Raw genomic sequence first — 12,853 nt, 5'->3', positions numbered from 1 at the left:
ACGGCAGGACGCGGTGGCACAGGCCCGCAGGATCGTCGTGAAGGTCGGCTCCTCCTCGCTCACCACCGCCTCCGGCGGGCTCGACGCCGACCGGGTCGACGCCCTCGTCGATGTACTCGCCCAGGTCAGACGCGGTGCCGGGAGCGGTGACGAGAAGGAGATCCTGCTCGTCTCCAGTGGAGCCATCGCCGCCGGGCTCGCCCCCCTCGGGCTGGAGCGCCGCCCCCGGGACCTGGCCCGCCAGCAGGCCGCCGCCAGCGTCGGGCAGGGGCTGCTGGTCGCGCGGTACACCGCCTCCTTCGCCCGCTACGGCGTACGCGTCGGGCAGGTGCTGCTCACCACCGACGACACCAGCCGCCGCGCTCACTACCGCAACGCCTACCGCACCCTGGACCAGCTGCTCGGCATGGGCGCCGTCCCCGTCGTCAACGAGAACGACACCGTCGCCACGGACGAGATCCGGTTCGGCGACAACGACCGGCTGGCCGCCCTCGTCGCCCATCTCGTACGGGCCGATCTGCTCGTCCTGCTCTCCGATGTCGACGGGCTGTACGACGGCGACCCCCGCACCCCCGGCACGTCCCGGATCGCGGAGGTGCGCGGCCCCGCCGATCTGACGGGCGTCTCCCTCGGCAGCGCCGGCCGGGCGGGGCTGGGCACCGGCGGCATGGTCACCAAGGTCGAGGCCGCCAGGATCGCCGCCGCGGCCGGGGTCCCGGTGGTCCTGACCTCCGCGAGCCACGCCGCCGACGGACTCGCGGGCCGGGACACCGGTACGTACTTCCACCGCACCGGACGGCGCTCCGCGGGCCGGCTGCTGTGGCTCGCCCACGCCTCCACCCCGCAGGGCGCACTCACCCTGGACGACGGGGCGGTACGGGCCGTCGTCGAGCGGCGCACCTCACTGCTGCCGGCCGGAATCGCCGCCGTCGAGGGCGAGTTCAGCGCCGGTGACCCGGTGGAGCTGCGGGACACGGCGGGCCGGCCGGTCGCCCGCGGGCTCGTCAACTTCGACGCCAAGGAGATCCCCCAGCTCCTGGGCCGCTCCACCCGCGAACTGGCCCGCGAACTGGGCCCCGCCTACGAGCGTGAGGTCGTACACAGAGACGATTTGGTCATCCTCCATCCCTGACCCACCCCTGAAACGGCTGAAACTCCGGTCTTTGAACAGGGACCTTTACCAAAACCGCCCCATGCCCTGCCCGGGACTGGTCAACTTTGTCCCAGGGATACAGACGGGGTACAGCACGACAACGCATCAACAGGAGGCCGCTGGTGAGACGAGCGCGCCCGGGGGCGGTGCCCCGAGGGACCGGGGGCGGCGCCCACGCCCGGAGGGCCGCGGGCGAGGAACGAGCCCTGACCAGCGTCGAAGCGGGGGACGACTTCGACGACTTCGACGACGAGCAACAGCGGGAGGTCGTATCGAGAACGGACGCGTGCGCGGAGGGCCGTACGCTGTCGAAGCTCTGGCACATCACGCTCAGCGTCTCGGGCGCCGAGGCTCCGCTGCCGGAGGTCCGGCGCGGCCTGGAGCAGCTGGCCCATGACCATCCCTTCCTGCTGACCAGCCGGTACGCCAACGATCACGCGGAGATCCGGTACTGGGAGGAGGCCCGGGACCTGCACGACGCCGCCGCCGTCGCGCTGCGCCTCTGGGGCGAGCACCGGTCGAGCGCCAAGCTGCCGCCGTGGAAGATCGTCGGTCTTGAGGTCATCGACCGCGAGACGTATCACCAGCGGATCGCGGAGGGCTACGGCCCGCCACCGGCGGCCCCGGTGGGCGTTCATCCGTTCTGATCCCCCTCCGGAAGTGTCTCGGAGTCCGGAATACGTGCGGAATGCCCGCAGGGCGCGCATTACCCTGCGGGCATGACCTCGCTCTCGCCGTACGACAACCTCTCCCCGGTCGCCAGGGCCGCTTACCGGTCCCGCGCCGCGGCCGCCGATATCGCGCCACTGCCGCGCGCGGCCAAGGACGACGCGCTGCTGGCGATCGCGGACGCGCTGGAAGTCCGTACCCACGAGATCGTCACGGCCAACGCCGAGGACATCGCGCGGGCCCGGGAGGCCGGGACCGGCGAGGCGATCATCGACCGGCTGACGCTGACCCCGGAGCGGGTGCGGGCCATCGCCGCGGACGTACGGGACGTGGCGGCGCTGCCCGACCCGGTCGGTGAGGTCGTACGCGGTTCGACGCTGCCCAACGGCATCGATCTGCGCCAGGTGCGGGTGCCGCTCGGTGTGGTCGGGATCATCTACGAGGCCCGCCCCAATGTCACCGTGGACGCCGCCGCGCTCTGCCTGAAGTCGGGCAACGCGGTGCTGCTGCGCGGCTCCTCCTCGGCGATCTCCTCGAACACCGCCCTCGTGCGGGTGCTGCGCGACGCCGTCGGCGGGGCCGGGCTGCCCGCCGACGCCGTACAGCTCGTGCCCGGCGAGGGCCGGGACGCCGTACAGGAGCTGATGCGGGCCCGCGGCCTGGTCGACGTGCTGATCCCGCGCGGCGGCGCCTCCCTGATCCGTACCGTCGTCGAGGGGTCCACCGTCCCCGTCATCGAGACCGGCACCGGCAACTGCCATGTGTATGTGGACGCCGAGACCGATCTCGACATGGCCGTGGAGATCCTGATCAACTCCAAGGCGCAGCGGCCCAGCGTCTGCAACGCCGCCGAGACGCTCCTCGTCCACCAGGACATCGCGGGCGTGTTCCTGCCGCGCGCGCTGGACGCGCTCGCCGACGCCGGGGTCACGGTCCACGCCGACGAGCGGGTGCTCGCGTACGGCGCGGGGTCGAAGGCGGAGATCGTGCCGGCCACCGCGGAGGACTGGGAGACCGAGTACCTCTCGTACGACATCGCCGCCGCGGTCGTCGACTCGCTGGACGCCGCCGTCGCCCATATCCGGCTCTGGTCGTCCGGCCATACGGAGGCGATCGTCACCACCTCGCAGGCCGCCGCCCGCCGATTCACCCAATTGGTCGATTCCACGACAGTCGCTGTGAACGCGTCCACGCGCTTCACCGACGGCGGCCAGTTCGGCTTCGGCGCCGAGATCGGAATCTCCACGCAGAAGCTGCACGCGCGGGGGCCGATGGGGCTGCCGGAGCTGACCTCGACGAAGTACATCGTGATCGGCGACGGTCACACGCGATAGCGGTGGGGCCACTGATACGGCAGGGGCGCCCGCGGTGACGGGCGGGCGCCGGGGTGGCGATGTGACCAAGACGAACGCGGGAGAGTTCGGACTCCGCCTGCCCAAAACGACCCGCCAGGTCTACCCTGAAGGGGTGCCGGACGACGTGGGGGGCAAGCCGTTCCCGGACGGCTGGGAGCCCGACGACGACCGCGGTGGCGCGGACAAGGACTTCGCCCCCGTGGTGTTCGACGAGGACTTCGTCAAGGCCGCCACCATCCATGAACCCTCCGCCGTGGAACGGCTGCTGGCCGCCGCCCAGGCGCGCGCCGAGGCCGAGGCGGCCCGCGCGCGGTCCGGCGGGGGACGGCCCGAGGACGAGCTGTACGAGGAGCTGTACGGCCGCGACGGCGCGTACGGACCCGAGCCCGGTTACGACGGCGAGTACGACCCCGATGACCCCGACGCGCTCTCCGGGCCCTATGGACGCCACGGCGGTTCGCTGCGGCCGTACCGCGGCGCCGCCCGCTGGCACCGGCCCGTCGCCTGGCTGCTCGCCCTGCTGATGGGGATCGGGATGGTCGCGCTGGCCTTCTCCGCCGTCTACCGAGGCGCCTCCAACAGCCGCGACGGCAAGGTGCCGCAGCCCGCCACGACCGGGATCGACAAGCCGGCTCCGGGTACGCCCTCGGCGACCGCGAACCAGTCGGCGCCGGCGGTTTCCGCGGTGCCGCGTACGCCCTGACCGGCGCCTGAAACACGTCCCGGACGGCCGCGTGCGACCTGAACGGCCGATCGCGTGGCTCCCGGAACTTCCCGGCTCGCCCAGCGTTTATGTTCGGCCCCGCCGACCTACCCTGAAGGTATGGCAGGGCGTGGAGACCCACCCGAGGGGGAACCTGAGGGGCTGCCCGGCGGCGATGACGACGAGTACCGCTCCGTCGTCTTCGACGAATCCTTCATCCGGGAGGCCCGCCTTCAGGAGTTCTCGGCGCGGGAGCGGATGACCGATCACGCCGACGCCGTACGGAGGGTTCCTCCGGCGCAGCCTCCGCCACCGTCCAGAAAGCGGGCCCGGGGGATCTTCTGGCGCGGATCGAGACAGCTTCTGCTGCTGGTCATGGTGGTGGTCCTGGCGTTCGGCACGGCCATCTATCTGGGCCTGCGCAACCCCTACCGGCCGGCCACCGGCCGCTCCGTGGACCAGGTGCGGATGTCGGTCATCCCGCTGGCGCCCCAGGGGCCCGTGCCGGGCGGCACCCCCGCGGATCTCTTCAAACACAGCCCGGCCGCGCAGTTCCGGGTGGGGGCGGCCGGGATCACGATGCCCGCCGTCCGGCAGACCGGGGGATTCTCGGAGAGCCAGGTGATGGCCGCGCTGACGACCGTCAAGGACTATCTGGTGGCGTCCTCGCTCGACCCCGACGTCATCGAGGGCCGCTCGGAACGGCCGGTACGGGTGCTGCTCGACCCCGACCAGCTCGACCAGTTCGACGCCGGATTCGCCGCCCCCGCCGACGACGGCCGGCACGCCCCGACCGGCTGGCTGGTGCGCTTCGACCCGGCGAAGGTGGCCCAGGCCGACAGCGAGGTGCGGGTGCACGGCACGCTGCGCTACCAGGAGACCTCGCCCGGGACGCTGGAGGTGGTCTCGGACCATGTGTTCGTCTACGCGCTGCGCCCCGCGAGCTCGGACGCGCAGCCCGTACAGGACGCCTCGCTCTTCACCGTCCGGCGCGAGCTGCGCTTCCGTTTCGACCTGGACGCGCTGCCGCGGCACACGGCGCGACTGCTGACCAGCGAGGTGCAGGCCGGGCCGCAGGCGTGCTCGGCGGAGCCGCCGACGACGCTGCGGCCCCTGCTGGCCGGCCAGCGGGCGAAGCTCCGGGAACCGGCCGCCACGGACCCGTACGCGACGGGTCCGGCCACTACGGCGCTCTGCGGGACGCTGTCCCGCGCGGCGGAACCGAGCCCGGCCTCCTGAACAGGACGACCGGGCCCGGCCCGCTCTCCGTACGGTTCGGCTCGTGCCGGGTCAGCTCTTGCGGGGGCCCTGGTCCCGGCCGTCGCCGCCGGTGCCCTCGTCCGAGGGGCGGCTGCCGCCGCCACCGTTGCCACCGCCACCGGTGAACTTGTCGCGCAGCTTGCCGCCCAGATCGCCCGCGCCGCCCGCGATGTCGCCGACCAGCTTCATCAGCGGGTCCTTGCTGCTGCGGACCGTGTCCGCGTAGTGCGCGGCGGAGTCGCGGAACGAGTCCGTGACCGAGGTGTCCTTGTCGTCCTCGCGGCGCGGGTAGTGACCGTCCATGATCCGCTGGAAGTCGCGGCTCTCCGCCCACTTCTTCAGCTCGGCCGCACGCACCGTCGTGAACGGGTGCGTACGCGGCAGCACGTTGAGGATCTTGAGCACGGAGTCCCGCAGATCGCCGCCCGCCTCGTACTCGGCGGCCTGCTCCAGGAACGCGTCCACATTCATCTCGTGCAGATGATTGCCACCGGCGATCTTCATCAGGCCGCGCATCGAGGCCCGGAGATCCTGGCCGACCAGCAGTCCGGCCCGGTCCGCCGACAGCTCCGACTTGCGGAACCACTCCCGCAGCGCCGTCACGATCGCCATGATCGCGACATTGCCCAGCGGGATCCAGGCGACCTTGAGCGCCAGATTGGTGAGGAAGAGCAGTATCGTCCGGTAGACGGAGTGACCGGAGAGCGCGTGGCCCACCTCATGGCCGACGACCGCCCGCATCTCCTCCTCGTCGAGCAGCTCCACCAGCCCGGTGGTGACCACGATGATCGGCTCGTCCAGACCGATGCACATGGCGTTCGGCTTGGGATCCTGCGCCACGTACATCGCGGGAACCTTCTCCAGGTCCAGGATGTAACAGGCGTCCCGCAGCATGGCGTGCAGATGCGCGAACTGCGCGTCGCCGACCCGCACGGAGTCGGAGAGGAAGAGCAGCCGCAGGCTGCGCTCGGGCAGCAGCGCGCTCATCGCCTTGAACACCGTGTCGAAGCCGGTGAGCTTGCGCAGGGCGACCAGCGCCGAGCGGTCCGCGGGGTGTTCGTACGCCCGTGAGGAGATGCCCGGGAAGCGCTTGCGCTGCCTGCTCGGCACGTTCTCGTGCGTGTCTGCCTCGTGACTGTCTTCGGTCATATGGATATCCCCTGTTCATACGAGTCCAAAGCCCGTCCCCCTGACGGCCCCCACCCTAGGGGGTGGGTCTACCGTGTGACGGGGGCCCATGGCCGTGTTTCCCGGGAGCCGTCACCCCGGGCACCGCCGGAAGAGACCGAGGAGCACACCCGACATGCCGGAAACCGTCTCACTGCTCGCCGCCGCATCGGACCAGCAGGGACCGGGCGATACGTTGCGGATCGTGCTGGTCGTCTCGTTGGTCGGAGTCGTCCTGCTCGCCTGGTTCCTGTTGCGCGGGTACCGCGACAACGATCACAACGACTGAGTCGGCGTAAGCGTGCCCGGAGCCCCCGCATACGATGTGCGCGAAGTCTCCGCTCCCACCCGCGAAGAAAAGGGCCCGTAGAAGATGAGCCTCACCGGTACCGCCGCCCACCTGGTCACGCTCGCCGAGGGCGCCGAGCAGGGCGGCAACCATGAAAGCCTCAGCCCCTTCCTCATCGGCGGCGGCGCCCTGTTCGGGCTGCTTCTGCTGCTGTGGATCACCACCCGCTTCAACCGCGACCGCTGACACGGGGGCGTCATCTTGTGCCAGTAGGCTCTGCACGCATGGGAGAGCAGCAAGCGGCCGGCGGTCGTGAACCCGGGTCCGGTCGCGGCAGGCGCCGACTCGGCGTGATGGGCGGGACATTCGACCCGATCCACCATGGACACCTGGTGGCGGCCAGCGAAGTGGCCGCCCTGTTCCACCTCGACGAGGTGATCTTCGTGCCGACCGGGCAGCCGTGGCAGAAGAGCCAGCGCGCGGTCTCCCCGGCCGAGGACCGCTATCTGATGACGGTCATCGCCACCGCGTCCAATCCGCAGTTCTCGGTCAGCCGCAGCGACATCGACCGCGGCGGTCCGACCTATACGATCGACACGCTGCGGGACCTGCGGGCCGTCCATGGCGACGCGGACCTCTTCTTCATCACCGGAGCCGACGCGCTCTCCCAGATCCTGAGCTGGCGTGACCACGAAGAGCTGTTCTCGCTCGCCCACTTCATCGGAGTGACCCGGCCGGGCCATGATCTGACGGACGACGGGCTGCCCAAGGGCGGCGTCTCCCTCGTGGAGGTGCCCGCGCTGGCGATCTCGTCGACCGACTGTCGGGGGAGGGTCGCGAAGGGCGATCCGGTCTGGTACCTGGTGCCGGACGGTGTGGTGCGCTACATCGACAAGCGGCAGTTGTACCGCGGCGCATGAGCCAGGGAGAGGGGCACCGGTGAACGACCAGCAGCAGCCGTACGATCCGTACGACCCGTATGACACGCGGCCCCGGATCGTCGGGTACGACGAGTACGGGCAGCCGGTGTACCAACAGCCCCAGCCGCAGCAGCAGTACGACGCCTACGGGCAGCCGCAGCGGCAACAGCCGGCGCAGCCGCAGCAGGGGTACGGATACGACCCGTACACCCAGCCCCAGCAGACCGCGCAGCCTCAGCAGCAGTACGACCCCTACGCCCAGCCGTCACCGCCGCCGCAGCAGCAACAGCCGTCGCAGCAGCAGGGATACGGATACGACGGCTACGGCTATGACACCGGGCAGCAGCAGCCCGTGAGCGTCGACACCACCCAGCAGTGGAACATCCCGCAGCAGCCGGCCGCCGCGTCCGCCGCCCCGGCGCCCGAGCCGGCCGTCGCCGCGCCCGCCCCGGCGCCCGCGTCCGTACCCGTACCGGAGCAGCGGCGCCCCGACGGCCAGGACCGTGACTACCGCACCGAGCAGTTCTCGTTCATAGAGGAGCCCGACGAGGACTCCGAAGACGTCATCGACTGGCTGAAGTTCACCGAGAGCCGCTCCGAGCGGCGCGAAGAGGCCAAGCGTCGCGGCCGCAGCCGGATCGTCGCCCTCCTCGTCGTTCTCGCCCTCGCCGTCACCGGTGGTGTCGGCTATCTCTGGTACGCGGGCAAGCTGCCCGGTCTCGGCTCCGCGGACGAGAAGAAGACCACCGCGACGGGACCGCAGAAGCGCGATGTGATCGTGGTGCATCTGCACAACACCAAGGAGAAGGGCACCTCCACGGCGCTGCTGGTCAACAACGCCACGACCGGCCAGGGCACCACCGTCCTGCTGCCCAACACCCTCTCCGTCGCCGACGACGACGGCGTCTCCACCCCGCTCGGCAAGTCCGTCGACGACGACGGCTCGGAGGGCACGCGCGAGGCCATCGGCACACTGCTCGGCACGAAGATCACCGGTACCTGGCGGCTCGACACCCCGTATCTGGAGAACCTCGTCGAACTCGTCGGCACGATCGACCTGACCACCGATGTCGAGGTGCCCGGGGCGAAGAAGGGCGACGACCCGGTGGTCAAGAAGGGCGAGAACCAGACGCTCAGCGGGCGGATGGCCGTCGCCTACGCCACGTACACCGCGCCCGGCGAGCCGGAGGCCAAGCAGCTCCAGCGGTTCGGCCAGGTCCTCCAGGGGGTGCTGCGGAAGATGTCCGACGACCCGCAGGCCGCGACGATCACCGTCGAGACCCTGGCGCAGATCCTCGATCCCTCGCTGCCCGAGAAGGACCTGGGAGCCTCCCTCGCCAAGCTGGCCGAGCACGCCAAGGTCGGCGACTACAAGACGACGCTGCTGCCCGTGCAGCAGAACGGTCTGCTCAGCGACCAGGCCGCCGAGAGTGTGGTGAAGGACATCCTGGGCGGCTCGGTCAGCGCCCCGGAGAAGGGCTCGGCCGTGCGCGTCGGGGTGAAGAACGCGAGCGGGGACCAGGACGCGGCGGAGTCCGCCCGGATCTCGCTGGTCAACGGCGGCTATGGCTTCGTGGACGCGGGCACGGCGGAGGTCCTGACATCCTCGCAGGTCACCTACGGTGACGACGCGAAGAAGCCGGAGGCGGAAGAGGTCGCCAAGACCCTCGGACTGCCGGCCGGCGCGGTGAAGAAGGGCAAGGCCGCCACGAACGCGGATGTGTCCGTCGTCCTCGGCCAGGACTACAAGGTCAACTGAGTCGGCGGGGGACGGACGTACGGGGCCGGGCGCGCGGACACTGTTCGCGTGGCCCGGCCCCGCTCCCGCGCCGCACCGGCTGTCGGTGGTCCGTGAGATCCTTGGTATCTCCATGACCACCGACGGAAGCCTGCTTGTGACCGCTACTGATCGTTCCATCGAGCTCGTCAACGCCGCCGCCCAGGCGGCCGCCGACCGGCTCGCGCACGACATCATCGCGTACGACGTCAGCGACGTGCTGTCGATCACCGATGCCTTCGTGCTCGCCTCGGCGCCCAACGACCGTCAGGTCAAGTCGATCGTCGACGAGATCGAGGAGAGGCTCCAGAAGGAGCTGGGCGCCAAGCCGGTGCGCCGTGAGGGCGACCGCGACGCGCGCTGGATCCTCCTCGACTATGTCGACATCGTCGTGCATGTGCAGCACAGCGAGGAGCGGGTCTTCTACGCCCTGGAGCGGCTCTGGAAGGACTGCCCGGAGCTGCCGCTTCCCGAGGACGCCGTCAAGACCCGGGGCAAGGCCGCGGAGCACGCCGAGTCGGCGGGCGACGGCGGGGAGCGTGCCGGAGCCTTCGGCGACACGGACGGTGAGCTGAGCTGAACGGCGGAAAGGGCGGCAGGGGCCGCCGCATCATCCTGTGGCGGCACGGCCAGACGGCGTGGAATCTGGAGCGCCGCTTCCAGGGCACCACGGACATCGAGCTGACCGACGCCGGTGTCGCCCAGGCGCACCGGGCCGCCCGGCTGCTGGCCTCCCTGAAGCCGGACGCGATCGTCGCCTCCGACCTGCGGCGGGCCGCGGCCACGGCCCGTGAGCTGGCCGCGATCACCGGGCACGACATCGCGTACGACGCCGGGCTCCGCGAGACCTTCGCGGGCGCCTGGCAGGGCCTGACCCATGAAGAGATCATCGGGCAGTACGGCGGCCAGTACGCGGCCTGGAAGCGCGGCGAGCCCGTCCGGCGCGGCGGCGGTGAGCTGGAGACCGAGGTGGCGGAGCGTGCCGCGCCCGTCGTGCTCCACCACGCAGACAAGCTGCCCGACGACGGCACGCTCGTGGTGGTCAGCCACGGCGGCACGATCCGTACCACGATCGGCCATCTGCTGGGCCTGGAATCCCACCACTGGGAGGGGCTCGGCGGGCTCTCCAACTGCTGCTGGTCCGTCCTCGGCGAGGGCGCGCGCGGCTGGCGGCTCCTGGAGCACAACGCGGGAACCCTTCCGGAACCGGTCCTCGGTGACGACGACTGAGCCGCCCCCGGCGGCGGTGGGGCCGGATTTCACTTTCCGGCTGGTCGCAGGCTAAAGTTCTTCTTGTTCGCGGCGCTGAGCGCGGGGAACACGCGGGGCTATAGCTCAGTTGGTAGAGCGCCTGCATGGCATGCAGGAGGTCAGGAGTTCAATTCTCCTTAGCTCCACAATCCGCTTCATCCTTCGGATCCCGTCCCTGACAAGGGGGCGGGATTTCTGGTTTCGGGACGTTCGTCCCCGCAGGCGCCCTCTCCCTCGCCCCGCGGACTCGCGTCCCGTGGTCCCGTGTCCCGTATAAGCCCTAACAGGCAGGCTTTTTCAGGCTGCTCCCCAGTCCTCGGCGTGGCAGAATCGGACCGCCGGAGGGGAGCGACGGACCGCATGGGGAGGGAGCGCGTACATGTCCGCCAGCAGCGTCGAGGAACCCGATGAGCTGCTCGCCGCGGCGGAGGCGCCCGCCGGCCTCAGCTGCCCTTCGTGCGGCTCGTCCCATGTGGCTCAAGTACTTGGTGACAATGGCGGGATTTCCTACGTGTGCACGGCCTGCGGCCACAGCTGGAGCTGAGTGATGGGTGCACACAGGCGTAAATGCGACTGGTGCGGCAGCGGTACGCCGATCGTCCGGGACATGGAGCCGCTCAACCCCGAGTACCAGTACTGGTGCGAGGAGTGCGCGCGGGCGCTGATCATAAAGGGCGACCCCATCGAGACGTACCGGGAGCTGGAGGGCGAGCCGATCTACGGCCGGCTCCTCGACGAGCACTGCACGCTCAAGCGGTTCTACTCGTTCGCCACGGCCTGACCACGGAGTGGGCCACGTACCCGATCAGGGCGGCGGCGGTCAGCGGATAGAGGGCGGAGAGCGCCATCTCGGCGGCGCCCTGGGCGAGTTCGGGGCGGCCGGTGCCGTGCGGAACCCACCACAGGGCGTACGAGCAGAAGACGAGCGCCGCGGCGAGCGCCCACCGGGCACCGGCGCGCGCCCAGAGGAACAGTGTGATCGGTACGCACCACACCCAGTGGTGCGACCAGGAGACCGGGCTGATCAGCAGCGCCGTCGCCGCGCAGGCGGCCATGGCGGCGGCGGGCTCCCCGCGTCGCGCCGCCGCGACCGCCGTCGTGAGGCCGAGCGCCGCCACCGCGACGGCCGTGGCGGTCCACCAGAGCGCAGGATCGCCGGTGTGCAGCAGCCGGGCGAGGACCCCGCGCAGCGACTGGTTGGCGGTGCTCTCCGCGCTGCCCGCCCGGTGCGTCTCGAAGAGGGTCAGGGACCAGAAGCGGAGCGAGTCCCGGGGGAGAGCTGCGGCGGCGGCCAGCGTTGCCGCGCAGAAGGCCAGCGCGGCCGTCGTGGCCCGCCGCAGCCACGGGTTCCAGCCGTCCTCCCTGGCCCGTACCAGCCCGGTGATCAGGAACAGGACGGCGAAGAGCGCGGGGGTGAGCTTGACCGCCGCGGCGAAGCCGGTGCCCGCGCCCGCCCAGCGGTGCCCTTCGCGGCGGGTGAGGTCCCACATCACCGCCACCGCGAGCAGCAGATTGATCTGCCCGTAGCGCAGGGTCGTCCAGACCGGCTCGCACCAGACGGCGGCCGAGGCCACCCAGAGCGCGGTGACCCACGGCCGGGGGAGCCGGTCCGGGGGGAGCGTCAGCCGCAGGGAGAGATGCGCGAACACGGCCAGGAGCAGCAGATTCCCGGCGGTGGCGAGCGTCCGCAGCCCGGGGACGTCCGGCAGGGTGAGCGGGGTGAACAGCAGCGCGGCGAACGGCGGGTAGGTCGCCGGGAGTTGAACGGAGGTCGCGCGCATCGCGTACAGGTCCCGGCCGTCCAGCACCGTACGGCCCTCGGCGCGATAGACCAGCAGGTCGATCATGGAGACCCCGGCCGCGCGCTGCGCCGCCCAGAACAGGGCGAAGGACAGCAGGCAGACCGAGGCGGCGAGCAGGAGGGGGCGCCGGTCGGAGGGGTTTCGGAGCGGGTTGCGCAGGAGCGTGGCGACAGTCACGAAGGGCGACAGTACCGGGCGTATCGGTCTTATCCGTTCAGACGGGAAACGATTTGGTGGTGGGCCGGAGGGACCGTGTAATGTTGGCGATGCCGCCGAGGGGATGACCCGGAGGACGGCACACCACAAGGGGCTATAGCTCAGTTGGTAGAGCGCCTGCATGGCATGCAGGAGGTCAGGAGTTCAATTCTCCTTAGCTCCACATCTCTTCGGCTGTCGCAGCCGACGCAGTGATATTCAGCAGTACGAGAAGCGGGGGGGCCCCCGGGGGGGGGCCCCCGCGGGGGTGGGGGTGGGGGCGGCGGGGTATATAAAACACCCCCCGCGCCC

14 protein-coding genes and 2 tRNA genes are annotated in these 12,853 nt (G+C 70.8%); 14 read left to right on the top strand and 2 right to left on the bottom strand.

Features of this window, described 5'->3' with window-relative positions:
* Positions 1 to 13 precede the first annotated feature (13 nt).
* The 5 genes from proB (at position 14) to ACFRKB_RS12760 (ending at position 5,119) form a co-directional block, all read left to right on the top strand.
* Positions 14 to 1,132, top strand: coding sequence for a glutamate 5-kinase (proB, locus tag ACFRKB_RS12780; protein WP_365972748.1), 1,119 nt, complete (start codon positions 14 to 16; stop codon positions 1,130 to 1,132).
* Positions 1,133 to 1,275: 143 nt separating this feature from the next.
* A complete protein-coding gene (locus tag ACFRKB_RS12775; protein ID WP_383105626.1) occupies positions 1,276 to 1,800 on the top strand; it encodes a hypothetical protein in 525 nt (174 codons plus the stop codon).
* A 72-nt stretch (positions 1,801 to 1,872) separates the two neighbouring features.
* Positions 1,873 to 3,156, top strand: a complete 1,284-nt coding sequence (locus ACFRKB_RS12770) for a glutamate-5-semialdehyde dehydrogenase (RefSeq protein ID WP_030352352.1) — start codon at positions 1,873 to 1,875, stop codon at positions 3,154 to 3,156.
* Positions 3,157 to 3,289: 133 nt separating this feature from the next.
* On the top strand, positions 3,290 to 3,880 hold the full coding sequence (locus ACFRKB_RS12765; protein WP_383105624.1) for an SCO2584 family spore wall biosynthesis protein: 591 nt from the start codon (positions 3,290 to 3,292) through the stop codon (positions 3,878 to 3,880).
* Between the two features lie 120 nt (positions 3,881 to 4,000).
* Positions 4,001 to 5,119: an SCO2583 family membrane protein gene (locus ACFRKB_RS12760; RefSeq protein WP_383105623.1), complete on the top strand. Its 1,119-nt coding sequence runs from the start codon at positions 4,001 to 4,003 to the stop codon at positions 5,117 to 5,119.
* A 51-nt stretch (positions 5,120 to 5,170) separates the two neighbouring features.
* On the opposite strand, the gene ACFRKB_RS12755 is transcribed toward ACFRKB_RS12760, so the two are convergent.
* The gene (locus tag ACFRKB_RS12755; protein WP_383105622.1) at positions 5,171 to 6,289 is read right to left on the bottom strand and encodes a M48 family metallopeptidase; all 1,119 of its coding nucleotides are present in this window, start codon (positions 6,287 to 6,289) and stop codon (positions 5,171 to 5,173) included.
* A 154-nt stretch (positions 6,290 to 6,443) separates the two neighbouring features.
* Between ACFRKB_RS12755 and ACFRKB_RS12750 the strand changes: the two genes are divergently transcribed.
* The 8 genes from ACFRKB_RS12750 (at position 6,444) to ACFRKB_RS12715 (ending at position 11,325) form a co-directional block, all read left to right on the top strand.
* Positions 6,444 to 6,596 carry a hypothetical protein gene (locus ACFRKB_RS12750; protein WP_383105621.1) on the top strand — a complete coding sequence of 51 codons (153 nt, stop codon included), beginning with the start codon at positions 6,444 to 6,446 and terminating at the stop codon, positions 6,594 to 6,596.
* 84 nt (positions 6,597 to 6,680) lie between these two features.
* Positions 6,681 to 6,842 (top strand): hypothetical protein, encoded by a 162-nt coding sequence (locus ACFRKB_RS12745; protein ID WP_365972720.1) that lies wholly within the window; start codon positions 6,681 to 6,683, stop codon positions 6,840 to 6,842.
* 38 nt (positions 6,843 to 6,880) lie between these two features.
* Positions 6,881 to 7,516 (top strand): nicotinate-nucleotide adenylyltransferase, encoded by a 636-nt coding sequence (nadD, locus tag ACFRKB_RS12740; protein ID WP_383105619.1) that lies wholly within the window; start codon positions 6,881 to 6,883, stop codon positions 7,514 to 7,516.
* Positions 7,517 to 7,535: 19 nt separating this feature from the next.
* Complete coding sequence (locus tag ACFRKB_RS12735; protein ID WP_383105618.1) at positions 7,536 to 9,275, top strand: LCP family protein; 1,740 nt, start codon at positions 7,536 to 7,538, stop codon at positions 9,273 to 9,275.
* Positions 9,276 to 9,411: 136 nt separating this feature from the next.
* On the top strand, positions 9,412 to 9,873 hold the full coding sequence (gene rsfS, locus ACFRKB_RS12730) for a ribosome silencing factor (protein WP_383105677.1): 462 nt from the start codon (positions 9,412 to 9,414) through the stop codon (positions 9,871 to 9,873).
* The gene (locus ACFRKB_RS12725) at positions 9,870 to 10,523 is read left to right on the top strand and encodes a histidine phosphatase family protein (protein ID WP_383105676.1); all 654 of its coding nucleotides are present in this window, start codon (positions 9,870 to 9,872) and stop codon (positions 10,521 to 10,523) included. Before rsfS ends, ACFRKB_RS12725 begins: the two co-directional genes overlap by 4 nt.
* Before the next feature lie 94 nt (positions 10,524 to 10,617).
* A tRNA-Ala gene (locus ACFRKB_RS12720) sits at positions 10,618 to 10,690 on the top strand.
* A gap of 401 nt (positions 10,691 to 11,091) precedes the next feature.
* Positions 11,092 to 11,325, top strand: coding sequence for a hypothetical protein (locus ACFRKB_RS12715; protein WP_003958744.1), 234 nt, complete (start codon positions 11,092 to 11,094; stop codon positions 11,323 to 11,325).
* On the opposite strand, the gene ACFRKB_RS12710 is transcribed toward ACFRKB_RS12715, so the two are convergent.
* Positions 11,294 to 12,523, bottom strand: a complete 1,230-nt coding sequence (locus tag ACFRKB_RS12710; protein WP_383105616.1) for a glycosyltransferase 87 family protein — start codon at positions 12,521 to 12,523, stop codon at positions 11,294 to 11,296. The genes ACFRKB_RS12715 and ACFRKB_RS12710 overlap by 32 nt on opposite strands.
* 129 nt (positions 12,524 to 12,652) lie before the next feature.
* Here ACFRKB_RS12710 and ACFRKB_RS12705 point away from each other — a divergent pair.
* Positions 12,653 to 12,725: transfer RNA gene (locus tag ACFRKB_RS12705), tRNA-Ala, on the top strand.
* Positions 12,726 to 12,853 lie beyond the last annotated feature (128 nt).

This window comes from Streptomyces scopuliridis, assembly GCF_042790125.1.
In the GTDB taxonomy this organism is placed as follows: Bacteria; Actinomycetota; Actinomycetes; order Streptomycetales; family Streptomycetaceae; genus Streptomyces; species Streptomyces scopuliridis_A.
The sequence above is the reverse complement of the archived record's forward strand: the minus strand, read 5'-3'. Positions and strand labels throughout refer to the sequence as shown.

Coding starts and splice junctions, on each gene's coding strand:
- ACFRKB_RS12745 (WP_365972720.1), top strand. CDS start 6,681: ATGAGCCTCACCGGTACCGCCGCCCACCTGGTCACGCTCGCCGAGGGC.
- ACFRKB_RS12715 (WP_003958744.1), top strand. CDS start 11,092: ATGGGTGCACACAGGCGTAAATGCGACTGGTGCGGCAGCGGTACGCCG.
- ACFRKB_RS12750 (WP_383105621.1), top strand. CDS start 6,444: ATGCCGGAAACCGTCTCACTGCTCGCCGCCGCATCGGACCAGCAGGGA.
- ACFRKB_RS12760 (WP_383105623.1), top strand. CDS start 4,001: ATGGCAGGGCGTGGAGACCCACCCGAGGGGGAACCTGAGGGGCTGCCC.
- ACFRKB_RS12755 (WP_383105622.1), bottom strand. CDS start 6,289: ATGACCGAAGACAGTCACGAGGCAGACACGCACGAGAACGTGCCGAGC.
- nadD (WP_383105619.1), top strand. CDS start 6,881: ATGGGAGAGCAGCAAGCGGCCGGCGGTCGTGAACCCGGGTCCGGTCGC.
- ACFRKB_RS12770 (WP_030352352.1), top strand. CDS start 1,873: ATGACCTCGCTCTCGCCGTACGACAACCTCTCCCCGGTCGCCAGGGCC.